At 35.9% G+C, this 26,275-nt stretch carries 19 protein-coding genes; 7 read left to right on the top strand and 12 right to left on the bottom strand.

Annotation, left to right across the window (positions count from 1 at the left end; genetic code table 11):
• Positions 1–78: 78 nt before the first annotated feature.
• The 8 genes from IPJ80_06560 to IPJ80_06525 all read right to left on the bottom strand — a co-directional run bounded on the left by IPJ80_06560 (position 79) and on the right by IPJ80_06525 (position 11,402).
• Positions 79–3,474: a T9SS type A sorting domain-containing protein gene (locus IPJ80_06560; GenBank protein MBK7913145.1), complete on the bottom strand. Its 3,396-nt coding sequence runs from the start codon at positions 3,472–3,474 to the stop codon at positions 79–81.
• Positions 3,475–3,604: 130 nt separating this feature from the next.
• Positions 3,605–4,231, bottom strand: coding sequence for a response regulator transcription factor (locus tag IPJ80_06555; protein MBK7913144.1), 627 nt, complete (start codon positions 4,229–4,231; stop codon positions 3,605–3,607).
• 41 nt (positions 4,232–4,272) lie between these two features.
• Positions 4,273–4,590, bottom strand: coding sequence for a hypothetical protein (locus IPJ80_06550; protein MBK7913143.1), 318 nt, complete (start codon positions 4,588–4,590; stop codon positions 4,273–4,275).
• Positions 4,591–4,646: 56 nt separating this feature from the next.
• Complete coding sequence (locus IPJ80_06545; GenBank protein ID MBK7913142.1) at positions 4,647–5,447, bottom strand: ATP-binding protein; 801 nt, start codon at positions 5,445–5,447, stop codon at positions 4,647–4,649.
• 633 nt (positions 5,448–6,080) lie between these two features.
• Positions 6,081–6,677 carry a hypothetical protein gene (locus tag IPJ80_06540; GenBank protein MBK7913141.1) on the bottom strand — a complete coding sequence of 199 codons (597 nt, stop codon included), beginning with the start codon at positions 6,675–6,677 and terminating at the stop codon, positions 6,081–6,083.
• Between the two features lie 359 nt (positions 6,678–7,036).
• Entirely contained in the window at positions 7,037–9,289 is a 2,253-nt protein-coding gene (locus IPJ80_06535; protein ID MBK7913140.1) for a hypothetical protein, read from the bottom strand.
• Between the two features lie 486 nt (positions 9,290–9,775).
• Positions 9,776–10,960 carry a hypothetical protein gene (locus tag IPJ80_06530; protein MBK7913139.1) on the bottom strand — a complete coding sequence of 395 codons (1,185 nt, stop codon included), beginning with the start codon at positions 10,958–10,960 and terminating at the stop codon, positions 9,776–9,778.
• A gap of 7 nt (positions 10,961–10,967) precedes the next feature.
• Positions 10,968–11,402, bottom strand: coding sequence for a DUF2062 domain-containing protein (locus IPJ80_06525; GenBank protein MBK7913138.1), 435 nt, complete (start codon positions 11,400–11,402; stop codon positions 10,968–10,970).
• A 212-nt stretch (positions 11,403–11,614) separates the two neighbouring features.
• Between IPJ80_06525 and secA the strand changes: the two genes are divergently transcribed.
• From secA to IPJ80_06495, 6 genes are all read left to right on the top strand, one after another.
• Positions 11,615–14,920, top strand: a complete 3,306-nt coding sequence (secA, locus tag IPJ80_06520) for a preprotein translocase subunit SecA (GenBank protein ID MBK7913137.1) — start codon at positions 11,615–11,617, stop codon at positions 14,918–14,920.
• On the top strand, positions 14,917–15,303 hold the full coding sequence (locus IPJ80_06515) for a hypothetical protein (GenBank protein ID MBK7913136.1): 387 nt from the start codon (positions 14,917–14,919) through the stop codon (positions 15,301–15,303). Before secA ends, IPJ80_06515 begins: the two co-directional genes overlap by 4 nt.
• A 5-nt stretch (positions 15,304–15,308) precedes the next feature.
• The gene (gene rodA / locus IPJ80_06510) at positions 15,309–16,697 is read left to right on the top strand and encodes a rod shape-determining protein RodA (protein MBK7913135.1); all 1,389 of its coding nucleotides are present in this window, start codon (positions 15,309–15,311) and stop codon (positions 16,695–16,697) included.
• Positions 16,698–17,834, top strand: coding sequence for a tRNA guanosine(34) transglycosylase Tgt (tgt, locus tag IPJ80_06505; protein MBK7913134.1), 1,137 nt, complete (start codon positions 16,698–16,700; stop codon positions 17,832–17,834).
• On the top strand, positions 17,834–18,937 hold the full coding sequence (locus IPJ80_06500; protein MBK7913133.1) for an LptF/LptG family permease: 1,104 nt from the start codon (positions 17,834–17,836) through the stop codon (positions 18,935–18,937). The genes tgt and IPJ80_06500 overlap by 1 nt, the downstream gene beginning before the upstream one ends.
• Positions 18,938–19,113: 176 nt before the next feature.
• Complete coding sequence (locus IPJ80_06495; GenBank protein MBK7913132.1) at positions 19,114–19,650, top strand: RNA polymerase sigma factor; 537 nt, start codon at positions 19,114–19,116, stop codon at positions 19,648–19,650.
• Positions 19,651–19,671: 21 nt separating this feature from the next.
• Here the strand turns inward: IPJ80_06495 and tmk are convergent, their stop codons facing one another.
• The 3 genes from tmk to IPJ80_06480 form a co-directional block, all read right to left on the bottom strand.
• Positions 19,672–20,304: a dTMP kinase gene (tmk, locus tag IPJ80_06490; protein MBK7913131.1), complete on the bottom strand. Its 633-nt coding sequence runs from the start codon at positions 20,302–20,304 to the stop codon at positions 19,672–19,674.
• A gap of 121 nt (positions 20,305–20,425) precedes the next feature.
• Entirely contained in the window at positions 20,426–22,483 is a 2,058-nt protein-coding gene (locus IPJ80_06485; GenBank protein MBK7913130.1) for a T9SS type A sorting domain-containing protein, read from the bottom strand.
• A gap of 270 nt (positions 22,484–22,753) precedes the next feature.
• Positions 22,754–23,878 (bottom strand): glycosyltransferase family 4 protein, encoded by a 1,125-nt coding sequence (locus IPJ80_06480; GenBank protein MBK7913129.1) that lies wholly within the window; start codon positions 23,876–23,878, stop codon positions 22,754–22,756.
• A gap of 120 nt (positions 23,879–23,998) precedes the next feature.
• On the opposite strand from IPJ80_06480, the gene IPJ80_06475 reads away from it, so the two are divergent.
• A complete protein-coding gene (locus tag IPJ80_06475; GenBank protein MBK7913128.1) occupies positions 23,999–24,898 on the top strand; it encodes a prohibitin family protein in 900 nt (299 codons plus the stop codon).
• A 451-nt stretch (positions 24,899–25,349) separates the two neighbouring features.
• On the opposite strand, the gene IPJ80_06470 is transcribed toward IPJ80_06475, so the two are convergent.
• Positions 25,350–26,270, bottom strand: coding sequence for a M48 family metalloprotease (locus IPJ80_06470; GenBank protein ID MBK7913127.1), 921 nt, complete (start codon positions 26,268–26,270; stop codon positions 25,350–25,352).
• Positions 26,271–26,275: the final 5 nt, after the last annotated feature.

The following is a 26,275-nucleotide window of genomic DNA, read 5'->3' as shown; positions in this document are numbered from 1 at the left end:
AATATTCATACAGAATGTATGAATCAATTAAATGGAAGCGAGCATTGCTGCTCACCTCCATTTATCAATTCCAAATCATCAAAATTTACTGAATGGTATTCGGTAATTTTTATTTTGATAAACAATTCTTAAATTGTATAAGCCATTTGGCAGATTGCTAATATCCATCAGACCATGTCCCATATAGGTATCTAGAGATACCGGATATTGTCTGCCATCACTTGAAACAATCACAACAGATGCATCATTTAAATTTCCGTCTTCCATATCTAAATGAATCTGATTACTTGCTGGGTTCGGAAATAAAGAAAATTTCTCGGGCAATTGCTTGGTATTGACACCGATTAACACGGTACGAATTTTGACTACTCCGTTTACAATATTTAGTTTAAAATTTTCTGTTTTATTGGAAAAAGTAGTGGCAATTGGATTGTCGGTAAAACTAATTAATGTAGAGTCGCCATCTTTTCCAATTGCTTCAAATTCAATTGAAAATAAAGTGTCTTTATCATTCAAATTTACACCATTTGGATTTAATACATACCAGGAGACTCCCATCCTGCCTTTATCAACATTTCCCAGTGTAAAATTTGAAGCATTCATGCTCAATTTTGGATTAAAATCCGTTAATTGAGAGTACTTAATTTTAGATGCATTCCATGCCAATGAAAATCCAAAACTTAGAACTTCTTTAAAACCCTTTGCATATACCGGCACTTTTATTTTTCTGCCTGGCATGACCTGAGTATTGTTTATTTTTAAATCCAAAGTAGCTTGATCTTTGCTCGTTCTGGTATCAAAACTTATGACTTCTCCTGTTTCACCAAATTTCTGTGGATCGTTGTCCAGATCAACATCCCCCATCTTGATTCCGGTAAAATCAAGATTCGATTCATTTTTAGAAATTTGAATCGTCCGTATTTCAGGAAAGCTAGATTGGAAGGGATTACTTACATTTGGAAAACTAAATGACTTTGGAATAAATCTCCAACTTTCAACTGCTGAAAATGCCTGGTTCTTATTGAAATAAACCGGAATTATTCGGGCAATATCGGTTGCATTGATCGTTTTATTATTGTCAACATCTGCTGCAATTATTTTAAATGGCGAATCCAAAATAAAACTTCCCAATATATGTCCTTGTATATCCGCAATATCTGCTATCTCAACGCCATTACCGGGAAATGTCAATTTTTTGGGTTTAATTGTAAAAGTTCCGGCAGGTACATTCAAAAAGCAATATGAACCTGAAGCATCTGTTTTAACTGTTTGGGTATTTTGACCGATCAATTCAACTGACACGTCCTTTACGGGTTTATTTTCTTCAGTTACAATTTTTCCACAAATGGTAAATGAACCATTTACACAAACACTACCAGTTTTAAAATCAGCTACCACCAGGTTTCTGTTTTGCTTTACGATCGCACTGCTTGGTTCAAATGATATTGTTGCCGTGGAATTTGCAGCTCCTTTCATTTTTACTTTCAAATAACAGAAAATATCATTATCAGCCAAGGTAGTTGCTGCACTTGAAACACCAGCCCATGCTACCTTGATTTTTGAACTGGAAAGAATTTGATAAACAAATGCATTTGGATTGATGTTGGGACCAGCACTTGCACTGATAAAATCTGCAACGGTTATCGGATTTAATTGCGCAGTAATATCAAGAGATGTCATGTTATTGAAATTTTTCACACGTACTGGCACCAATACTTCCTGGCCGCTGTTAGCACAACTCATTTCTTCAGGATCTAAGGTAACTGTCCCGCTGGTCTGTGGTTTGATTGTAAAACAATAACAACAAGTATAACAAGAACCAAAACGCATCTTTAAACAAATTACATAACTGCAATTAATATCCGGTAATTTGCAAATAGGTGATCTTGAATTGGCATCGGTTCCTCCGGTAAATGTGCAACCTGCCGGTAAGGTCCAATGATAATTATCCATAACCGGTACGTTTTGAAAACTCAATTCACCATTTTGATTTACAGTGTAAACAATTGGAGGATGTGGTGCAGGCTTTGTTCCGCAATTGCCACTGGGTCTGCAAACATTTATACATTTTGAAAGCATTCCACATCCATTGCCAACAGTAAGACAAACTGTAATACACGTTCTTCCACTAGGAATTCCACAACGAAATGTACTTCCAGTTGTCGAAACATTGCTTAAATAAGCTGAAGGATCATCAATCCGCCAGGAATACGTTTCTATATCACTTCCTGTTGTACTCAAACTGACTTCAGAGTTCGCATTGGGATTGGTAGCTGTTATATATAAACTTGGTGGTTTACTGCATGAACCGGCAACTTTTACTACATAACAACATTCATAAAATTTAAATCGACCCGTTCCATTGTATTTATAAACTCTAAAACAAATTGTATAATTTCCAGGACTTGGTAACTTACAAACTGGATTTACAGAATTATAGGAAGTGCCAGCTAAAAATTCAGGCTGAATAATAGCATTAGAACTATTTTTAAACTCCCATTCAAGTTCATCTGATTGATGACTATCTCCTAAATTAAATGTTGGAACATCTTCCCTGCAATAACTGCTGTTTAAATAGATTGTTCTAGGATCTCCACAATCAAACCGGTACGTAAAGCATTCATCACAATCATCACATGGATCATTTGTAACTGCACAAGAATGCAATTCACTGTTCAAATAACCAGCTTCACTCGCCCAACAATAATTATCTGCAACCTGTTCGTTGCTACCATTTAAACAAACCGGCTCAATATTTTGGGTACAGTTTACTAAAATACCATTTCTTGATACAAGACAGACACCACCCAGAAAAAAAGCCTCTCCTAATTTATGAGTAAAAAAGTTAGCAACCGATGGAAAAGTCGAAACAGATTTAGGTAAATTTTTAACTTCAAAAACTTTGTAATCATTTCGGAAAATTTCCATTCTTCCATCATTGGCATGGTAAAATAAATTCAAACGGAACCATTCTCCTTCCGAATAGCTGAAACTTCCCAAATACGAGTTACTTGCATTGTAAATGGAAACTAAATTGGTACCCGTAAAATAAAAATTAACCACTCTCCCTAAACTGGCATTGAGCATAGAAAAGTAACCAGAATTTCCATTGTTTAAAAAAACCGAACAACTAAACCGATAATCTTTGGGCTGCATTCTAAAATAGTACAAATTATCGACAGGCTTTGCACTACTTGAACAAGTAAAATCTGCAAAGTAAGTCCAGCTTGGACCCACATGTCCCAACTGTACAATTGCAGGCACAGGATAATAAGGCGGATTTGACCCACTTGGAAAAACTTTCCAATCCGCAGATAAAAGGGGATCTCCCGGATTAAAATTTTCATAGTGCTCGCATTGTACTGCATCCCAATTTACAAAGGGAACCGGACAAGCTGTTTCACAATCAACTTGTGACATTAAACTGGAATAATAAAATCCCAGAAAGAATAAAATACTTAAAATTGTTTTCATGTTAGAAGATTTAAAAAATTAATAAATAATGAAAACAAAAGTATTGTGGGTTCAAAGGCAATAAAATATAACCTTTGTTATAAGTAAACTCTTTAATTAAATAAAAAATTGAAGGAAGGAAACAAAACTATTATTTCCCAAATCGATACAAATTAATTGCTTCCGTCTTATTAGTAACTTGCAATTTATCGTAAATTTTATGAATGTGCTGTTTAACAGTGCCTGTTGTAATTCCCATTTGATCCGCTATTTCTTTATACAACAAACCTTTTGCTAACAAATCCAATAATTCCAATTCCCTGGATGTAAGTGGTAATTTTGTTGGAGATGGATTTAAATTCATTTTTTGAAAAACATCCAGAATTCGACGGGCTATGCTGGGACTCATAGGAGATCCCCCTTGGTATAGTTCACGAACCGCTTCAACTATTTTCTTAGAGTCCGAGCCTTTTAAAATATATCCCTTTGCGCCTGCTTGTAATGAGTTAAAGATCTTTTCATCATCTTCATAAACCGTAAACATACAATACTGCATGGCAGGACAGTATTTGGTAAGAAAATGAATGGCATCGATTCCAGAAGCTCTTGGCAATCCAATGTCAACTATTAAGATATCTGCAGGATTTTGCTTAAGAAATTGCATAGCATCCTCTGCAGTATGATAAACCTGAGAACAACTCATATCTGCCTGATCCGCAAATAAGTCTTGCAACATCAGTGCAACGTCTTTCAGGTCTTCAAGGATTGCTATTTTCATATTAGGGCATACTATTATGAGATATGCTCAACAAATTTAAACTAATTAAAGTGTTTATACACAAATTCTAAGAGTAATATCAATGTAATGCCAATTCCAAGTAAAAACAAACATCCATGTTTTGCAGATTCAATGATCGGCATACCATCCCGGTAAATATCAAGCCACCAACCAAAAGCTCCTGCTGTTAATATCACTTTATAAAAATGTCCTTCATGGTTAAATGCATGCACTCTGCCAAAAAGTGAGCCTTTTGAACTGACCAATTCGTTATTAATAAGTATTCGCTCTATTAATAAGTAATTAAGTTGAATTTCTAACTGAATTCCATTCTCAAGATAGACAGTAATTAATTTCATATTATAATTTTACACAAAGCTCAAGGAAACCCAGCTGTATAAAAATATAACTTTTGTTAGGCAGTACTCAAACTTAAAGGAAATCGTATTATAACTTCGGTACCTGTAGGTTTAGAATAAATTTGAAAATCACCTTCAATCGATTTCATCCTGTTTTGCATATTGAAAAGACCATTTCCATCAGAAGAAATTGATTCCGGATTAAAACCAGTGCCATTGTCTATTAGTTTCAAGATAAAAAAACCTTCCTCCTTCGAAAAAAGAAAATTTACCTTAGTGGCTCCAGCGTGTTTTACTATGTTGTTCAATGCTTCCTTGACTGTCAGATGGATGTTACGACGCATCTCGCCACTCAATGCATGCAACTCATTGAGTTCCATTTGCTGCCAGGACAGTTCAATATGATGTTCCTCTAAAAACTCAGCAGCATAACGCCGTAAATAAGCCAACAAACTATCCAGGCTATCAAAGCGCATATTTAAAGCCCAGATAATCTCAGACATGTTGCGTATCAAAGCATTACTCTGTGCTGCAATCCGACCAATTTGAGTCCGCTCCTCTTCCGAAGCAGCCTTCGTCAAAGCCCGATCACTTAAATAACGGATGGTTGTTAAACCGGATCCTAAATCATCATGCATCTCAGATGCAATTCGGTTGCGCTCGTTTTGTATTGATTCTTGCTTTTCAATGATGAGTTGTTGTTCTTTTAATCTAATTTCTCTTGATTCTATTTCATTCTGTAACTTCTTTTTTTGATAAGCAAAAATGAACCAAAAAAGGATTCCACACAATAAAATAGGCATAATAAAGGATACTCCTATTACCTGGTAGACTAAACTTTCTTGAAATAAGTACATAAGATCACCAAATTATAACTCACCGCAATAAATAAATTTCCATATTGAACCCATTTTTGAAATGCTCTTGCTAATTGAATATCATAAGTAATAAATATATTTGTAAAACTCAAAATTGGAAATGCTGAAGAATAAAATAGTAATATTCCTGAAGCTAACCAAAACAAAGGAGTGTTTGATAGATTTAAGTAACTTTTACCAATAATTAATAAATAAAAATACCTATATATAAGTAAAATAACAATCAACATCCCAATATTGTAAGCTATTGCATTTAAATTATTTAAATTATGGTAATAACAAAATGTTATCAAACTAATAATTAGAAACAAACCCAATTCATACAATTTAATTTTCTTACTTAATAATTTATTAATTTCATAACTAAATATATATATATAATAAGAAATAAGAAAAACAAAATAAAAATTGTATACTATTGTATTATTATTGTAAATAATACGCATAACTTTCCCTATCCCTTCAAAAATACAAACTGTCAAAATAAAATATTCAAATTTTATTAGACTCGATTTGTATTTCCACGAAAGAATTAATGCCGATATTAAAAAATATTGGTATAGAATCAAAAACCGTGTATTAAATTAATACTATTGAAATTAAAATTTACTTTTATTCTTGAATATAAGGATCTTTGTCTCCTCCAGTAGGTGAATTGCTATCGCTACAAGGTGGACAAAGTTCTCCTAAATTTGCATTTACCCATTTACCATCTTTACTTATTAAAACATTATTATCCTTATCCATAAGTTGGATTATTACAGTTCTCCTATTTTTATATAATTCAAATTGTTTAGAACCTAAATAATCTTCAATAATTTGTTTTCTCCCATATCTTCCTAAATAAACTCTAACGCCCATTTTAAGTAAATCATCCTTTGAATATCCATTAACAACCTGTAATAAATCGCTTATTTTAAAAAAAACAGACCTTTCTTTATCTAGGTTGATTGCTCCTGAGCCGTCATTCGTTTCAATATTACTTCTCACTATGGCTTTAGCTACCTTTGGGGTCAAATCATTCATAAACTTAGAAGAATCTTCAACTCTTGAGAAAAGTAAATCATAAACTTCAGCTTTTGCTTTCAACACACTATCAATCTGTGAATTTTCTTTATCTTTTGTTGAACTAATACTCTGCTCTTTGCAAGCAGAATAACTAATAGTGATAGAAATTAACATAATAAAATAATAGAAATTTGATTTCATAATTTAATAAATTTATTGATGATTAAAAGTTGATTATAAATCCAATATTATAAAAATATACTCAAAGTTATTTGAACATTAATAAATAAAAATATAACTTTTGTTATATCCACAATTCCCAACCTATTTCTCCTTCGCTTCACCACAAAACCTCCCAATTCCAAACTATAAATAAATCAGCCATAGCAATTCCATCCAAAATACACCCCAAAAAAAACTTCTAACTACTCTTTACGCCCCCACTCGCTAGAGTGAATTCATACCTACTCCCACAATTCCTAATTCTTCCCGCAAGCACACAGAATGTCCACTCCCCTCCCATAATTCGTAATTCGTAATTGATAATTTGTAATTCATATTCACCTCCTCCCCACATACTCCCACAATTTATCAACTGATTTCTTACTCAATAATATTCCCAAAGGAGTATCCGTCCATTGGCATCCGGTTTTTGGGTAAATTTTTTCTAAAAGATCGGTAGGGCGTTTAGATAAAATTAATTTTTGCTCCCAGTAATGGCTGTGCCCTGAAAAAGGGGAGGCCGCTGCAGAAGTGATGGTATTCCACAATACCGAACTGTTGGAAGCCGTATTATCATTATCGTTGTTGCTGTTTTGAATTAAGAGAATTCGATATTGAAATTGTGGAAAACTGTCAGTGAGAAATTTATAAATTTCAAATAAAGTATTTGCTCCTGAGTTTTCATACAAGCCTCCGTCAATCATGTTGCCCACCCCTTCCACATAATTGTAGGCACAGACAAATGGAAACGCCTGACTTAAATTAACCGCAGTTACTAATGGAAAATTATATAAGGTATCCGTTCCTGTTTTTTGATGTTTGACTTTATGGTATAAGTCTATGGCAGTACCAAATATTTTTGGTTCTATAATTACAGGTGCAGAAATCGCGCGCTTGCCAGCTTGAGTTGTTGCTGTATTCAAAAATAGTAATGGCAGTCGTTTCTTGGTTTTTGTTGTATCCCAATTGGCCATGAAATCCAATTGGAAAAATGCACTGGCAGTATCCTGGTAGTCTTTAGAATAACACAAACTGAATGCACGTCCTTCGTCATACTGCCGATACAAATTACGATCTCTGGCAGGTTTGTCTTTAGCCGTTACCAAATTTCGTAAGGCATCACTCCACAACATGCCCCAGGTAGCGGCAGTTAAATAATTATAAGTATAAAGCCGTTGTGCTAATTCTAAATTACTTCTGGTCTCCATCCGAATTCCATCCTGCTCCAAACTCCATTTGTTGAGCATCATATTGGCACCCGAACTGCTTCCGGAAACAGTGGATATCGCAAATACATTTTTAACAAACGATTTGTCCTGGTTCTCAAGGGTATCTAAATTCATCACCATCCAGGCGCCGGCACGGGAACCTCCCCCTTGACCCGCAATTAAAATGATGGGCTTGGTAGAATCAATTCCTTTTGCCCAACGCTTAAAATAGTTTTTTAAACTATCGCGTTGATATGAACTATAATGCGATTTCTTATCTACAGATTCCACCCGCACCCGGTGTTTATTAAACGCATCAAAAAATATATAAAATGACATCCCAAATATGGCTACAAATTTAGCAGCCTGAAAAAATTCATAAGCTGAACTTAATTTAGAAACAAATTGTCGTTTGTCCTGAATTCTTGTTTCTACAATGACCTCTTCCCGTAAGGTTTTATCTGTTTCAAGCATTTTAAATGCATCGTTGGGAGTCTTAATCCACAAATCAATGCTTGCTATAAAAACTGTAAATGAAATATTCATTACAATCACTGAGGAAAAATGATGCATGTGATCTGAAAAAGTCAACCATGAAAAAAGCGATAAAAATCCCAACAGCATTCCGGAAAAAATCCAATACTTGATTTTATTGGCCTTGTAGTTTGCTTTTATTTTCTCTAAATCACTGCTGCTTTCGATATAAGAATAAAATGCATTATTAATTAAATACAATAATACAATCAGGATAAAAGAACACCAATACAATCCCATCCACCACGAAACAGCAATCAGAATTATAAAAACCAAATGAAAAATATATCCGGCATGTTCAACCGGCCACTTTTTTATTTTAGAAATTAGTAAATTTTCTATGGGCTGTTGCGTCCATTTTGACAAATACAATCCCAAGATTAAAAATCCAATCAAACCAAATACTCCAGCATTGGTATCCAGATAGGATTCCATCAACATTAAAGTAAAAATCAATAAAGGCAAACCTGCAAAAAGTCGGACTGGAAATACAGCTTTACGATCTATTTCTGTATTGTATGCCTTTGCCAATGCTGAAAATAAAATATAGATTCCATCTTTTGTAAAAAGATCGTCCGGACTCTTCCAGTTGATAAACCGTTTGGTTATTGAAAGCGAATAGGGCGGTATTACCCAAATTGCATAAAATAATAATTGAAAACTAATTAGAATCAAAAAGACATTCCAAAAATTATCCCCATCAAATAAAATGGCAATAATCTCTGTCCCTTGAGATACATAGTATAATAACATCGGCGTAAGAAAAGCCAATACGATGTAAAACCAGTTCTTAGTAAATGTATAGTAAAGCTTCCTGATGAAAGCCAATACAGTTCCACTTGCAGCCATCGCATTTTATTTTTAAGTAAAAGAAACGTATCGGTTATTAGGTAATAACACTTAATTCTCCACGATTCCATTCCAATTCTCAAAACCTGGGGTTTAAACCCTTGGTTTTGGGAATTGGAATGGAAATTTCATCTTAGGGTCAACATCCCTAATCTGTTATAAGTAACCGGATTTTAAGATTGGTTATCAAATCTATAAAAGAATTTTATGATTTGTGCAAATTCCTGAATTCTTTTTCAAACAAATTAATCCCAATACCAAATTTTAATTTTATAGGCTTTATTTAATTTGTAACTGGTAGGTTTAGTTTAGCTATTCTTATCACTCAATTAAATTTCCAAACAATACTTCCCAAGAACACGCCAGATATCCGTTACGCTCCCATAATTCGTAATTAATAATCCGTAATTGATTCCTTGCGAGTACGTGGGATGTCCGCTACACTCCCATAATTCTTAATTCTTAATTTTTAATTCTTAATTGAAATCAATCCACCATCTTGGAATAATAATTCCTGATATTGGGAAAGAAGGTAATCCAGTTCATCAAAACCCTTCCTAAATAGTAAGCAGAGGCCTGCTTAGCTCGTAAGAACCATCGGGTATCGGGATCGTAAAGGATTTCTTCGCAACCTGTTTCTATCAATTCTTGAAGTCGTTGGGTAACCTGATGCACAAATGGCTTGGATAAAATATCAACATTCAATTCAATGCTTGCATAGGCACTCAAATGATTTAAATTAAATGAACCAATCGTCATCCATTCACCATCAATCACAGCCAATTTGGCATGCAATACAGTGGGGGTCCATTCGTAAACTCTTATATTATTTTTTTGTAACCATTTGTATAAATACTTGCTCGCATTGTGAAAAAATGGAATATCAGAAATTCCGGATAAAACAACTTTAATTTTCACACCACGCCTGGAAGCATTCTCTAAAGCTTTCCGCAACCTAAATCCAGGTAAAAAATAACTTGCAAATAATATAATAGATTTCTCTGAATTCTGTACAGCCATTAAATAAGATCGCAAAATCTGACTCCGCTTACGCAACCAGTCATTCTGCCGGATATTGATATTAAATGCTGAGAAATTTGTAGGCATTCCAAGCTTACGTTTTGGCATACCAACAAATGCTTTTTCTTCTATCAGAAAACATATTTTCTCAAATTGCTTGCATATACTCCCTTCGATCAATACACCAAAATCTAACCAGGGTTTATGATATGGCGTTCCTTCATACTTGGTCGCGAGATTAATACCTCCTACCAATGCAGTTTGTTGATCAAAGACTGCAATCTTATGATGCAGTCTTCTTCCAATTCGTAAATTTTTAAACAAAGATATTTTTGAGAAAAAACGAAATTGAATCCCGTTTTCAACCAGATACTTTTCAAAATCACTGCTTAATTCAATTGACCCAAATCCATCCACCACCAAATCAACATCTACTCCGCGCTTTACTGCCCGAATTAATGCATCTGCAATTTTCTGTCCTGTAATCTCATCATCCAGTTTATAAGTCTGAATGGAAATGGTATGTTGTGCGTGTTCAATTTGTTTAATAAACTCTTTAAAAAAAGTTTCGCCGCTTTGTAAAAATGTTAAACGATCTGCTTTTGCAAAACTTCGGAGGTATTTTTGTGCGTTTCGTTTTTCAAATTTCATAAAATTATTAAGTAATGACTTTTTTTGGAAAGCGGTTTTTATAATTACTTACAATTTTTTTTACCATAAAGTAAATTCCCACACTGCATGCTGTACTTAATAAGGTGGATCCAATCAACAAACTTAATCCTACCTGATCCAATTGTTTATACCAGGTTTTAAAATTAAATTCAAAACTACTATTGATCAACAGGGCTCCGATTTTATAACTCAGTGCCATAAAAAAAGGTCCGGTAAATACATTTGAAATCAAACTGCCACTGATCGCAGATACTAAATTGAAATTAAAAAACCGGTAGGCCAGTAATACCAACAAAGTACCGGTACCAAACGTAGGGAAAATGCTTATAAATGCCCCAATTGCTGCGCCAAATGCGATTTCATGACTGGTGCCATGACTGCGCAACATTTTAATAAGTTCATATCGGATTCTTCGGAACATCTAATAGAAACGGATTTTATCAATAAAAGATCTCAAAGGGCCAAACATAGTATTTCTCTCCCGATTTTACCAGTAGCTTTACATGAAATATCCAAACCCATACAATTTCCCCTGCCATTCTGTCATTAAATCTTTGATGGTATGATTTGTGTTCCCGCTTCACGGAATTCAGGCTGAGTTGGCACTGAAATATGTAATTTTGACCCTCATTTATGTTCGGAGTACTTAAAAAGATTTTTGGCAGCAAACAGGATAAAGATGTTAGAGCCTATAGCCCTCGTATTGAGGAAATTAACCATTTTGCCACCGCTTACCAGCAACTCAGCAATGACGAGCTCAGGAATAAAACACTTGAATTTCGAGCCCGGATAGCGGACTATTTAAGTGCTATTGATCTGGAAATCAGCAACTTAAAAGAACAGGCCGAGCAAGAGCCGGATGTGTTTACCAAAGAGGATATTTACAATGAAATTGACAAAAAGCAGAAAGAACGCAACCAGCAGATAGAAGAAATTCTGCATAAGTTACTTCCGGAAGCATTTGCCGTGGTCAAGGAAACCGCCCGCCGCTTCTTTTATAATGAAAGCTTAAGCCTTAAAGCAACGGATCACGATCGCGATTTGTCCATCAATAAATCCTACATTACCCTGAACGGCGATCAGGCAGTGTATTCAAATAAATGGACCGCTGCTGGTGGGGACATTACCTGGAATATGATCCATTACGACGTTCAACTCATTGGTGGGATGGTCTTGCATGATGGAAAAATTGCTGAGATGGGAACCGGTGAAGGAAAAACCCTGGTGGCAACCCTGCCAGCCTATCTCAACGCCTTACCCGGCGAAGGGGTCCATATCGTTACCGTCAATGACTATTTGGCACGTAGGGACTCTGAATGGATTGCTCCGATTTTTGAATTTTTATTGCTGACGGTTGATTGTATTGATAAATATAAACCGCATTCTCCGCAGCGTATCAAAGCCTATAATTGTGACATCACCTACGGTACGAACAATGAATTTGGTTTTGACTACCTGCGCGATAATATGGTTCGATCTGTTGATGAAAAAGTACAGATCAAACATCATTATGCAATGGTCGATGAGGTTGATAGTGTTTTAATTGATGATGCGCGAACTCCATTGATTATTTCAGGTCCTGTAGACGTTGATGAGGAAAGTGAAGAATACAATGTACTTAAACCAAAAGTCGAACGACTGATCAACGAACAAAAACGATTAGCCAATCATTACCTGACCGAAGCCCGCAAATTAATTTCTGAAGGTAAAACGGGCTATGCTGAAGGTGAAGGTGGGATGTCGCTCTTGCGATCTTACCGCGCACTTCCAAAATCAAGACCCTTAATAAAATACCTGAGTGAAGACGGCATCCGAAACGTGCTTCAAAAATCCGAGAATTATTATATGCAGGAGCAATCCAAAAACATGCGGATTGCTGATGCTCCTTTATTATTTACCATTGATGAAAAAAATCGTCAGGTAGAATTAACTGCTTTGGGCATTGATTATCTTTCTAAAGGTGAATCGGATCCTACATTTTACATTATACCTGATCTCTCATCTGTAATTCATGAAATTGAAACGAATACTTCGTTAAATAAAGATGAAATCATCAGTCAAAAAGAAAAAGCACTAGAAGATTATTCTACCAAATCAAAACGATTGCATTGTGTAAGCCAACTTTTAAAAGCTTATGCAATTTTTGAAATAGATGAAGATTACGTGGTAATTGATGGCCATGTAAAAATTGTGGATGAAGGGACAGGGCGTTTATTGGAAGGCCGCCGGTATTCAGATGGATTGCATCAGGCGATCGAAGCAAAAGAACAGGTTAAAGTAGGTGAGTTAACACAAACCTATGCAACCATCACGCTTCAAAATTATTTTAGAATGTATCATAAGCTGGCTGGTATGACCGGTACAGCAGAAACGGAAGCAGGCGAATTCTGGCAAATTTATAAATTGGATGTAGTTGTCATTCCAACCAATAAAGTTATTATTCGTGATGATCGCGAAGATTTAGTTTATAAAACTGCCCGTGAAAAATACAACGCGGTGATTGATGAAATTGCTGTTTGCACCAATCAAGGCAGACCTGTCTTAGTGGGTACTACTTCTGTTGATATTTCAGAAAAACTAAGCCGCATGTTGCAATTGCGTGGCATTGCACACAATGTATTAAATGCAAAACAACATCAGCGTGAAGCCGAAATCATTGCCGAAGCAGGTAAACCTGGAAAAGTTACCATCGCTACCAACATGGCGGGTCGGGGAACGGATATTAAAATTACAGAAGAGGTAAAACAGGCTGGTGGACTTGCTATCATTGGTACGGAACGTCATGAATCGCGTCGGGTGGATCGCCAGTTGAGAGGTCGCGCCGGTCGTCAGGGGGATCCCGGTTCCAGTCAGTTTTTTGTTTCTTTTGAAGACAATCTGATGCGTCTGTTTAATTCAGATCGGATTACTGGCATCATGGATAAACTCGGACATAAAGAAGGAGAGGTGATGCAACATTCCATGGTTACTAAATCCATCGAACGCGCTCAGAAAAAAGTGGAAGAAAATAATTTTGGCATTCGTAAACGATTACTAGAATATGACGATGTAATGAATATTCAACGGGAGGCCATATACAAAAAACGGGATCATGCATTGTATGGCGATCGTCTTTCTGTTGATTTAAGTTATATGTTTCATTCAACGATTGAAAATACAGTAAGTCGTTTTAAATCAAGTGGAGATTACGAAGGTTTTGAATTTGAATGCATCAGTACGCTTGGAATCGAACCAGAAATGGGTCCTGCTTTCTTCCGTGAATCTAAGGATCAGGATGTTGTCAACGAACTTGCAAAACAGTTTTATAGTTTTTATAACAGAAAAGAAGAAGGCATTAAAGAAGTTCTGATGCCTTTTATTAAAAACATACATCAAAACGAGGGGCAAAAATATCAACGGATTGCAATTCCATTTTCAGATGGTCATTCCGAACCGCTTCCAATCGCAGCTGATATTGAAACGGCTATTAAAACAAACGGTTCCAATATCATGCGGGATATCGAACGTTCCGTAGCTCTTGTAAGACTCGATTACGAATGGAAAGAACACCTTCGAAATATGGATGAGTTAAAAGAATCTGTTCAGGCTGCCAGCTTCGAACAAAAAGATCCTTTAGTCATTTATAAAATTGAAGCGTATAAATTATTTGAAACCCTGGTCTATAAAATGAATCAGGATATTACTTCCTACCTTTCAAAAGGAAAATTACAGATTAATGTAAACCAGGAAGTGCGGGAAGCTCGTACACAACGAACAGATTACAGTAAAACGAAAACAAACCGCTCTGAAGAAAACATGCGGAGGGCAGCAGAATCCGCAGGTCGTGCTGAGCAACCAGCCATCCAACAGGTTCGGAATACCGGACCAAAAATTGGAAGAAACGATCCCTGTCCATGTGGTAGCGGCAAAAAATTTAAAAATTGTCACGGAGCTGAATGAAACATTGGATGCTAATTGCTTGCTGTTTTTTATTGTTTAGCATTGCTTTGCATGCACAGGAAAGCATCACCATTCATGAAGATCCTAAGGTTAGTTTAATTATGGATCAATACATGAAAGCCAACCGTGCCATCACCCACATTACGGGTTGGAGAATTACAATTATTACAACCACCGACCGCCGGTTGATGGAAAATACAAAATCCAGTTTTCAACAACAATTTAGTTTGAAAAGTAAATGGGAATATAAAGAACCCTATTATTATTTAAAGGCAGGGGCCTTTCTATCCCGGGCGGAAGCCGCAGCAACACTTGAAGGAATTAAAAAGAAATTTCCCAGTGCTTTTTTATCAGTTGATAAAATTGCTTATGATGAATTCTAATACCCATGATTCGAAAACCACGGGCTGCAAATTATGATTGGATTACACTGGGAATTTATTTCAGCTTAATAATTATTGGTTGGCTTTCCATTTATTCTGTTACCTATTCTCAAAATATTAATCGGGATTTATTTGATTTGTCCGTTCCAATTACCAAGCAATCATTATACATTGGCATCGCTTTAATACTATTTTTTATAAGTCAATGGATTGATGAAAAATTTTGGCACACCTTTGCTTATATCATTTATGGATTTGGAATTTTTCTTTTACTTATTGTACTACTATTTGGAGTAGAAGTTAAAGGCGCCAAAGCATGGTTAAATGTTGGTGGACTTTCACTTCAACCTGCTGAAATTGCTAAATTTGGAACCGCTCTGGCTTTAAGTTCGTATCTCAGTTATTTCAAAACCAATCTTAAACAACTCAATTATCAATTAATTTCTTTTGGAATTATTTTCGCACCGGTGTTTTTTATTCTACTCCAACCTGATGCCGGTTCTGCTTTGACATTTCTTTCATTTTTTATTTTGCTTTTTATTGAAGGCCTTAATGAGTTTTATTATCTGATTATTGTATTGTTTTTTGCTGTATTTATTTTTTCGTTTTTATTTCCCATTCCATTTATATTATTGGGTTTATTGATTTTATCGCTTTTACTATGTTGGTATTATTTTAGACCTTTTAAATTTCAATGGATCATATTTCTACTTTTTATTTCCGGTTTAATAGGACTTAATTATATAATTCCGCTTTATCAGGTTTTATTAATTGCTGGAGCTTTACTTTTTGTTTCTCTAATTTATTTATGGAAATCGAAAGAAGAACGTTTGAGTTTGATCGTTGCTTTTGGCTTTGGCATCCTTGCTTTGTTTAGTTATACTTCTATAAATTTTTTCAATGGGTTGGAACCGCACCAACAAGAGCGGATCAAAGTATGGCTGACCCCGTCGCAATGCGACCCCAGAGGATCTCTTTACAACATCTTACAATCCAAAGTAGCAATCGGTGCCGGTGGATTTTTTGGTAAAGGCTACTTAAATGGAAACATGACCAAACTAAAATTTGTACCGGAACAATCTACTGATTTTATTTTTTCATCAATTGGAGAGGAACAAGGGTTTTTAGGTTCATTAACGGTAATCATCCTGTTTTTTATTTTAATTTTTCGAATCATCCTGATGAGTCAGCGAAGCGAAAAAAAGTTTTTTTCAAACTATGCCTTGTGTGTAGCGGGTCTGTTGTTTATTCACGTGCTCATTAATATTGGAATGACAATGGGTTTGGTGCCCATCATCGGAATTCCATTGCCTTTTATTAGTAAAGGAGGATCGGCCCTTATCGGATTTTCGCTGATGATCGGCGTTTTATTAAAAATGCAAAGGAAAGCTTAAATGAAATCTCGCTTTGAGCTGATTGCTACAGATACCAATTGCCAGGCTCGCGCTGGAAGCTTTTATACAGATCATGGTGTAATCGAAACACCGATCTTTATGCCGGTCGGCACGTCCGCTACTGTAAAAGCCGTTCACCAAACAGAATTAAAACATGCCGTAAAAGCCCAAATTATACTTGGAAATACCTACCACCTTTATCTGCGTCCTGGTACTGAAATTATTGAAAAAGCAGGTGGTTTGCATGGATTCATGAATTGGGACAAACCCTTACTTACTGACAGCGGAGGGTATCAGGTATTTTCACTAAGCGCAAATCGAAAAATAAAAGAAGAAGGAGTGATATTTTCTTCGCACATCGATGGCTCCAAGCATTTATTTACTCCTGCCAGTGTGGTTGATATCCAACGCAGTTTAGGTTCAGACATTATGATGGCATTGGATGAATGTCCTCCTTATCCATCCGAACGGGCTTATGTCAGACGCTCAATGAATATTACCCATCGTTGGCTGGAAGCAGGTATTAATCATTTTGAAAAAACAAATTCCCTGTACGGGCACCGTCAATGTTATGTACCCATATCACAAGGTTCCGTTTATGAAGACCTTCGCATAGAATCAATTCAGGCAATTACACAATACAGCAATCCGATTTACGCAATTGGTGGATTGAGTGTTGGCGAACCAGAAGAAGAATTGAATCGATTGGTTGCGATTTGTTGTCAACACATGCCGGTGCAGAGTGCCCGCTATTTGATGGGAGTTGGAACACCTCAAAATTTATTGAATTCTATCGAACGGGGTATCGACTTTTTTGATTGTGTTTTGCCTACCCGCAATGCCCGCCATGGAATCATCTACACCACACAAGGTATCATACACATCCGAAATCTAAAATGGAAAGATGATTTCAGTCCGATTGATGAAAAGCTGGACCTTCAAACCAGTCAACAACACAGTAAATCGTATCTTAGACATTTAATTATGTCAAATGAAATATTGGGAGCTCAATTGGCAAGCTTGCAAAATTTGCGATTTTATTTGTGGTTGATGGAAGAATCAAGAAATCAAATTTTAAAAAATAATTTTAAACATTGGAAAGATCAAATACTTCCAGTAATTAGTGCCAGACGCTGATGTGGGATTTGTTGCGACTTAAAATTGTAGACCGTTACATTATTGGAAAATATGTAAGGACTTTTTTATTTATCATGTTGATGTTTTCAATGTTGTCAGTTGTTTTTGATGTAAGTGAACGCATCGATAAATTTATTTCGAAAGGTTTAAGTTTTTGGGAAGTGAGTTCGCAATATTATTTCAATTTCCTACCCTGGATTAATTCACTTCTATTTCCTTTATATGCATTGATAACTGTTATATTTTTTACATCAAGAATGGCCGGACAAACAGAAATTATTCCTTTGTTTAGTTCCGGAGTTTCTTTTAAAAGATTGCTAAAACCATTTTTATTGGCCGGTGCAATTTTTACAACCATACATTTGATAGGAAATCATTATTACGTTCCAAAATCAAATAAAGTATTGCGTGATTTTGATAACAAGTACATTAGACCTGGAAATATTAAATCCAGAGACCGAAATATTCATTTTTTTATTGGTCCTCATGTTGGCGCTTTTTTGCGATATTATCAGGGAGCTGATAGCAGTGGAATTGATTTTCAAATGGAGAAATTTGAAAAAGAAAAAATTGTTCAAACCCTGGAAGCAAAAACCATCAAATGGAAAAGTGAACCCAATATTTGGACATTAAAAGATATTACCATTCGGAATTTTGGAGATAGCACTGAAAATATTGAGGTAAAATCGGGCGTTTCTATAGATACCGCACTCAATTTACACCCGGAAGACTTTGTGTTTATATCTAATCAAAAAGATATGATGACAACTTCCGAATTGGGACGTTTTATTAAAAGAGAAAAGCTAAAAGGATCCGGAATCAGCAAATTATACGAAGTGGAACGCCAACGACGTACCGCTGATCCGATTACTACCTTGATTTTATCTTTTATTGGGGCATGTATTGCAACCCGAAAAGTTAGAGGAGGGATGGGATTACATCTGGCTGCAGGCATCATTCTAGGGGTCGTTTATATCTTTTTGTCGAAAATGTCCCTCACATTTGCCAATAATGACCTGCTTCCTCCCATATTTGCAATCTGGTTACCCAATTTCGTATTTCTGGCAATTGCAGCTTATCTAATGGGAAAAGCCCAGCAATAAATAGCTTGTTTCATTTTTTATTGAACGGATGATAAAATGTAAGAATTTTTAAAATAATTGATTTTCAATTAATTAGGCAATTTTTATACAATTTATCAAAATTTTAACAAGTTTTGTTTAAGTATAATTTCATTTTTATTAAACAAAATAATAAATTTGTAGAGAAAATAGTAAATATGTCGACTGTAGAGTTTTATAATTTGTTAGATAAGCAGACACAAACCCTTCAGAATTTTGCTTATAGCTTAACCAAAGATTCAGAAGATGCCAAAGATTTATGTCAGGAAACTGCATTCCGGGCATTGTCTAATAAAGATAAATTTCAACCTGGTACCAATTTCAAAGCTTGGTTAATTACCATTATGAAGAATATCTTCATTAATAATTATCGCCGGAAAGTTAAAGGCGGTGTTATTAATGATCATAGCGATAATCAATACTACCTTAACTCGATCAATAACTCTGTATTAAACAGAGCAGATTCAGATATTATGATGAAGGAGTTAAATGGTATGGTTGAAAGTCTGGATGATAGTTTGAAAATTCCTTTCCTTCGCTATTATCACGGTTATAAATATCAGGAAATTGCTGATGAACTAAAATTACCACTGGGTACCGTAAAAAGCCGCATTTTCTTTGCACGCAAAGCCCTTAAAAATATGATTGCAGGTCATTATGCAATTTATGAGGACATTGCTGCATTAGAAAATTAATTGGACTTTACTGTCTGCTGATTATAGACTGCTGACTTCCTCAACTGCTTTCCAAATTTGTTCTGCAATCCAATCTATAGATTGCGTCCCGTCAATGGTTACTATGTGATCTTCGTTTTTTAGTAACTCAATTACCTTGAGATATGCTGCTCTGACACGGACCAGGTTTTCATGGGTTTCATAAGGTTCAAGCTGAGCTCTGGACTTTGAAATTCGCTCCATACTCAGTTCAACTGGGATATCAATAAAAATATGAAGCGCAGGTTTGGCTAATTCAACACTGAGCGCATTGGCTTTCATGACCCAATCCAATGGAACCAAACTGCCCTGGTAAGCATAGGATGATAAATAATACCGGTCGCAGATTACAGTAAAACCTTGCTCCAGTTTAGTGCGAATTCCTTCTTCATGATTGATGACGTGGTCCAATCGGTCGGCCACAAATAAAGCTGCGATCGTTCGCTCATCTGCTTCCATGCGATGTGCAAAAATATCACGAATCATTTTTCCAATTGGACGCGAACTGGGTTCTGCAGTTAAATGCACGGGAATTCCTACCAGATTCAATCGCTCAGTCAATAGTTTTGCTTGCGTACTCTTTCCACAACCATCAATTCCTTCAAATACGATAAACCGTTTGTCTGCTAAATTCATCTTGAAACAAAATTAATCCAATCTATTAAGCCAATAATTATTTTTCATGCCAATAAAAAAGCCATCGGTGAATTCACCGATGGCTAATCTTTAATTTATTGAATAATATGCTCTATGCCATTTATTCTATAACCAGTATCTTCTGATTTGCTTCCTGATTTTTACCAACCACTTTGATATGATATAATCCAGGAGTCCATCCCGATGTGTTGACAAATAAAGAAGAAAGATCTGTCTTTTCAGCATAGACCAATTTTCCAGTTTCATCTGCAACCAATACGCGGAGCAATTCATCGCGATTGAAAGAACTCATATTGATAAAAAAGTAAGAACTCGCAGGATTTGGATTTACACTGATTTCCTTTTTCTCAACTTTTTGATTGGTTCCAACCACAAACACTAGATCTGCTGAATTGGATTGTAAAACGCTCTTATCACTTTCCTGTAACCAGGCAATCACTTCCAAATTGGTAAAATCTTCAATGCTGTGTTCTGTTGCTAAATTAATAATATTGGCTGTTTGCGCATCCAATGGTAACCGATATGCACCTGGTACGGTCCAGGTCAGATTTATGGTTTTACTTGACTCAGCTGGCACTGCACCAACCAGCGTTCCGGCAGAACTCGGAATTAATTTTTTCATTACATGGGGAAATTCAGTTTCTCCATTTGTTTTTATATTCTTAACAGTACGCTTTTCTGCAATGGCTACATTCAAGCGGGTCGTTGCAGTTACCGGTGCTATAGTTTGGATTTCGATGCTTACATCAATTTTTTGACCATTTACAGTACCACTTGGATTGATTTGATAAAAAGCAGGGATTTCCTGCAATTCAGCAAATTGTGGAACAGTATATCCATTCGGATTGATATTTGTGGTACCATCTAAAAACAAAGCAGGAATTGCATTTACACCACCATAATAATTTCCACGGTCACGTGCTTCTTGTGTATAATAAGGATCTCCTGTGCCAGGGAAATAATAATGATAGTTTAACTCAGTATACAAGTCCGGAAAATTACTCTGCACTGCATGCATGGTTTCATTGCCTGGTTTACAAGGTGGACAGGTTGAAGAAGAAAAATTCTCATGCATCAATTTACGTGTAATAGATGTGTCATTCACATTTACAATCGTACGGATGGTATCATCCGCAATGGTTCCGGTTGGATTATCATTTACCAAACTAATCCAGGATTTTACTGTATAAACTCCTTTTGCTGCAGAAGCCCAAACATCCGGATGGCTCACTTGAAAATCTGATAAAGGAGCTGCATTCAGTCCCGTAATTTCTTTTGATACAATTGGACCATTGTCTACATTGTAGTTATAAACCACTTTTGAAACAATTGTCGATCCTGTATTGCGGAATGTTCCGTTTACCGTCAATGGAAAATCTTTGGTCAGATAATATCTTTTAAAATCATGTTGCAATCCAAGTACATCTTCCTGAGATTGAGTACCCTGAATAAACTCATAATAAGTATTATCATCAACTAAAAAGTTATTCAGATTATCACTTTTATAATCTGGTGATCCATCTACCATGACCGCGTAGTTTGCATCCACCTGAACACCTAAAGTAATATTTGTTTTATCCTGACACACTGCACTGTTAAACACACATTGTGTCCGTTGATCTACTAAATAAATTTTATTGGTGGTTTCTTCCAATACAACTGATGCATAAATCCAACCTGCTTTAAGATTGGGTTCACTATAAGAATTGTATTGAATCCAAAACTGACGATTTGGTTTTGTTCCAAAAGTTTTGGTAACAATGTAATCACCAGTTGCACAACGCAATCCCCAAATGCATATTGAACTGTCAGGAATCAGTGCGCTTGGTAAAGCAACATTATTCGAATCAACTTTCAAAGCAGTTTTTGTATTAAAAGTTACCACCCCGCTGCTACTTGCTTTAAATTTAGTAACCAACGCTCCATTAAAGTAAAAGGTAATCGGTAAATTAATGGCTGCAGTCCAGTTACCGGAAGCCTGAGGTCCTGTCATAATTGTAGTCCATCCTGCAGGCAGTCCACCACCAGGAGGATACTCGTTGTCTTTGTTTAATTCACCTGGGTTTTTTCCAATTTTTGGATAAGGCAGGTAATAATATTGAGCTTCCAGTATGCCCAAACAAAATAAAAATGAGAGAAATAGGTAAAGTCGCTTCATTTGAATAAATTTTAGACAAACATAATCATTTTATACCTGAATTTATTGTCAATTTATTAACAGCTTTCGTTTTAACACATATACATAATATGTATTTATTATAAATTGACAACCAATATTATTTATATTATTAGGATTTTTATAACTCTTTAACCGGAGCTTGCTTTTACTTAAACCACGAGTTTAATCCTGTAAATGCTTGATTAAATATGAATGCATAATGAAGTATCATGAAGGATTTTAGCTTCGTTAATTTTCACTATAAATCCTTCAGATTTTCAAATTACCCGTTATGCATTGATAAATCTGTTCTGCACTCTTCTTCCAATCAAACAAATTTTTATGAACCCGTCCCTGTTCTATTCGCTCTTTACGACCTGGATCATCAATAGATGCTATCATACTTTGGGCCATTGATTCTTCATCCATTGGATCAAACAAATAAGCTCCCGGGCCCGCCACCTCTGGCAATGAAAATGCATTGGAAACCAATACAGGTATATCGCAATTCAACGCTTCCAGTACCGGCACCCCAAATCCTTCCAACAGCGATGGATTGATAGCCGCAAATGCGGAGGCAGTCAGCTGAGCCAGTTGATCAGTCTCCATATAAGGGTAATATTGAATGCGCATTTTATTTGGACTGCTTTGCAAAAATGCCTCTGTTTCAGCTGTCATCCAGGCCTTTCTGCCAACCAACAGCAAATGCATATCCGTTTTCGTTTTTAAACAAAACAAATCAAAAGCCTGAATAAGCTTAGCAAGATTTTTACGCGGATGAATCGCTCCAACAAATAAAAAATATCTTTTGGATTGACTGTACCGGTCACGAACTTCCTGTTGAATCGCTTCAGACAATGGTTCAAACATAGCGCGAACCCCATTGTAAGCAATGCTGATTTTGTTTGGAGCACATCCAAATTGTGTCAGAATGTCTTTTCGGGTTGCTTCAGAAACCGCAAAAATATGTTTCGCTTTTTCAATGTGTTTGGGAACGAAATACTGATAATACTTCCTAACCAGTAAAGGCACTTGTTCTGGAAAATGTATGTAAGCTATATCGTGTACCACTAAATATTGAGGTATATCCACCGACAAAGACAAATAACCGTCAGGACTCAAAAAAACATCAGCTTTGCAAGCTTTTAATGCTCCTGGTATGGCCTTCTCAAACCACCAATACCATAAAAAGGGATGCCTGGCTGCCGGTTTTAAAACAACTGGTTTTACAGAATCATTAAAAATAAATTCGGGATCGTAGGTTCTGTCAAAAAAGAAAATGTACTGATGCTCCGGATGGCTTTCAACCATATTTTTCAATATCTGATACGTATACCAGCCTATTCCTTCAAGTTTTCCCTGAATTAAAAACCGTGCATTTACAGCAATTATCAACAGCCTCGCCTATTAAAAGCCCAAAGGTAAGCCAAAAGCAAACGGCAGAATCCAAATAGATCAGTACATTGCGGAACTCCTGGGAGTATCTTAGCGTTGTTAAATCAAAATACACAGAATATGGCTTTAATGTCGATTGGAATTATCTTGCTTTTTGTCAGTTTTTTTCTTCGCAATCCTGACAACACAATTAACCGGTTTAACCGAATCCTGAGAACCCTCGGTGCCGCGTTAATAATTTTTGGTTTCCTGTTTTCTGCTGTCATTCAAATTGATGCAGGACGAATTGGGGTTAAGAAGTTGTTTGGTAAAGTTCAACCTGACATTTTAGAAAGTGGCTTGCATGTTGTCAACCCCTTGTTGGAAATTGTACGTCTTGATGTTAAAACCCAAAACTATACCATGAGCGGAGTGCTTGATGAAGGAATTAAATCTGGGGACGATGCGATTCGTGTTCTTACTTCTGACGGTTTGGAAGTTGTCATAGATCTTACTGTTTTATTTCGCTTGAAAAAGAGTGAAGCACCTAGAATCATCCAGGAAATCGGCGCAGATTACGTTGATAAAATTGTAAGACCGATCTCACGTACAAAAATCAGAGACAATGCAGTATACTATCAGGCAATTGAATTGTTTTCAATAAAACGGGATGAATTCCAACAACGTATTTACAAAAGCATAGAAGCCGATTTTTTATCTCGCGGCCTGGAACTCGAACAATTGCTGGTTAGAAATATTACCTTACCAGAATCGGTTAGAACAACTATTGAAGAAAAAATCAGTGCCGAACAAGATGCACAAAAAATGATTTTCATCCTTCAAAAAGAAAAACAAGAAGCTGAACGTAAACGCGTCGAAGCTCAAGGGATCGCTGATTATCAAAAAATCATCAATGCAACCCTTACCGACAAACAACTGCAATACGAATGGATCAAAGCATACCAGGGATTAGTCCATTCTACCAATGCAAAGGTGATCGTGATGGATAAACACGCGCCGGTAATTCTCGATTCTAAATAGAGAAAGCTGAGAAGATGGCTATTGGACTGTTGGGCTGTTAGTTGGTAATTGATATGAGGAATTTTTGACTACTGACTACTAATTGCTGACTACTGATTTTAGGGCTGTTGGGCTGTTAGTTGGTAATTGATATGAGGAATTTTTGACTACTGACTACTAATTGCTGACTACTGATTTTAGGGCTGTTGGGCTGTTAGTTGGTAATTGATATGAGGAATTTGACTACTGACTACTAATTGCTGACTACTGATTTTGAGGCTGTTGGGCTGTTAGGCTATTAGGCTATTAGACTGTTAGGATTCTGGAGCTTTTTACTTCTAGCGGATCATTGAACAATCAAAAAATTGTAGTTTTCTTGCAATCTAAAATTTAACAATTAAACCATTCTATTTTTCCTTCAAGCTTCTTCCCTATAGACTAATAGTCTAATAGTCTAATAGTCTGTTAGACTTTATTTCGGTTTGACTATTACTTTATTTTTGTTTTGTATGATGGTATCCGGTGGTGGCGTTTTACTTTCCTTTTTTGTAGAATTAGCATTCGTGTTCGGAATTGTTTTTTCTTCCGGTACTATAGGTGGTTCAATTTTATCCAATAATAACTTCATTTTGGCATATGCCTTTTCATAGGCTTGATTTCCCTTACAACCCATCGCTTTGTGTTTTCCATCAATTGCTTCAATTCGATTAGAAGGATTGGGATGTGTACTCATCCAACTTGGTGGCGAATCTTGTCCTTTTATTTTTTTGAAAAATCCAGATGCTCCATTGGCATTATAATCTGTTGGGCATAAATAAATAACAGACATGGAATCTGCTTGTGTTTCGTGAGCCCGGCTAAAACTTAATCCTATTAATGCAGTTGCTACCTGTTTGATCGTCTCCTTATTTCCCAATGCGGCATCAGCCAACACCTGCAAACCAACAATCTTGGTAAGTTGTTTGGTGCTGTGCCGGTTGGCTGCATGTGCAATTTCATGACCCAGCACTCCGGCAAGTTGATCTTCTGAATCTAAAAATTTTAATAATCCTGTATAAATAAAAATATAACCTCCCGGTGTTGCAAACGCATTTTGTGTTTTAGCATCATTGATAATCGTAATCTTCCAGGGAAAGTCTTTGGCATAATCTACTTTGCCGGTTAAAAGTATTTTGTGTACAATGGCATTGATGTATTTATACAATTCTTCATTTCCTGCTTCCGGCAATTTTGGAAAATCTTTTTCGTTTGCTATAATCTCTCCATATACCTGTTTTCCCAATTCTACATCCTGACTGACGGGAAATAAATTTAAATTATCCCAACCTTTTTTCAAAGATTTACATGCACTAAATTCCAAAAACAAAAACATAGCTAAAATCAGGTATTTCATATTTA

It is taken from the genome of Saprospiraceae bacterium, from assembly GCA_016714025.1.
Taxonomy (GTDB): domain Bacteria; phylum Bacteroidota; class Bacteroidia; order Chitinophagales; family Saprospiraceae; genus Vicinibacter.
The sequence above is the reverse complement of the archived record's forward strand: the minus strand, read 5'-3'. Positions and strand labels throughout refer to the sequence as shown.

Coding starts and splice junctions, on each gene's coding strand:
- IPJ80_06535 (MBK7913140.1), bottom strand. CDS start 9,289: ATGGCTGCAAGTGGAACTGTATTGGCTTTCATCAGGAAGCTTTACTAT.
- IPJ80_06470 (MBK7913127.1), bottom strand. CDS start 26,270: ATGAAATACCTGATTTTAGCTATGTTTTTGTTTTTGGAATTTAGTGCA.
- rodA (MBK7913135.1), top strand. CDS start 15,309: ATGATTCGAAAACCACGGGCTGCAAATTATGATTGGATTACACTGGGA.
- IPJ80_06545 (MBK7913142.1), bottom strand. CDS start 5,447: ATGTACTTATTTCAAGAAAGTTTAGTCTACCAGGTAATAGGAGTATCC.
- IPJ80_06500 (MBK7913133.1), top strand. CDS start 17,834: ATGTGGGATTTGTTGCGACTTAAAATTGTAGACCGTTACATTATTGGA.
- IPJ80_06555 (MBK7913144.1), bottom strand. CDS start 4,231: ATGAAAATAGCAATCCTTGAAGACCTGAAAGACGTTGCACTGATGTTG.
- IPJ80_06540 (MBK7913141.1), bottom strand. CDS start 6,677: ATGAAATCAAATTTCTATTATTTTATTATGTTAATTTCTATCACTATT.
- IPJ80_06525 (MBK7913138.1), bottom strand. CDS start 11,402: ATGTTCCGAAGAATCCGATATGAACTTATTAAAATGTTGCGCAGTCAT.
- secA (MBK7913137.1), top strand. CDS start 11,615: ATGTTCGGAGTACTTAAAAAGATTTTTGGCAGCAAACAGGATAAAGAT.
- IPJ80_06495 (MBK7913132.1), top strand. CDS start 19,114: ATGTCGACTGTAGAGTTTTATAATTTGTTAGATAAGCAGACACAAACC.
- IPJ80_06485 (MBK7913130.1), bottom strand. CDS start 22,483: ATGAAGCGACTTTACCTATTTCTCTCATTTTTATTTTGTTTGGGCATA.
- IPJ80_06550 (MBK7913143.1), bottom strand. CDS start 4,590: ATGAAATTAATTACTGTCTATCTTGAGAATGGAATTCAGTTAGAAATT.
- IPJ80_06530 (MBK7913139.1), bottom strand. CDS start 10,960: ATGAAATTTGAAAAACGAAACGCACAAAAATACCTCCGAAGTTTTGCA.
- IPJ80_06515 (MBK7913136.1), top strand. CDS start 14,917: ATGAAACATTGGATGCTAATTGCTTGCTGTTTTTTATTGTTTAGCATT.
- tmk (MBK7913131.1), bottom strand. CDS start 20,304: ATGAATTTAGCAGACAAACGGTTTATCGTATTTGAAGGAATTGATGGT.
- IPJ80_06475 (MBK7913128.1), top strand. CDS start 23,999: ATGGCTTTAATGTCGATTGGAATTATCTTGCTTTTTGTCAGTTTTTTT.
- tgt (MBK7913134.1), top strand. CDS start 16,698: ATGAAATCTCGCTTTGAGCTGATTGCTACAGATACCAATTGCCAGGCT.
- IPJ80_06560 (MBK7913145.1), bottom strand. CDS start 3,474: ATGAAAACAATTTTAAGTATTTTATTCTTTCTGGGATTTTATTATTCC.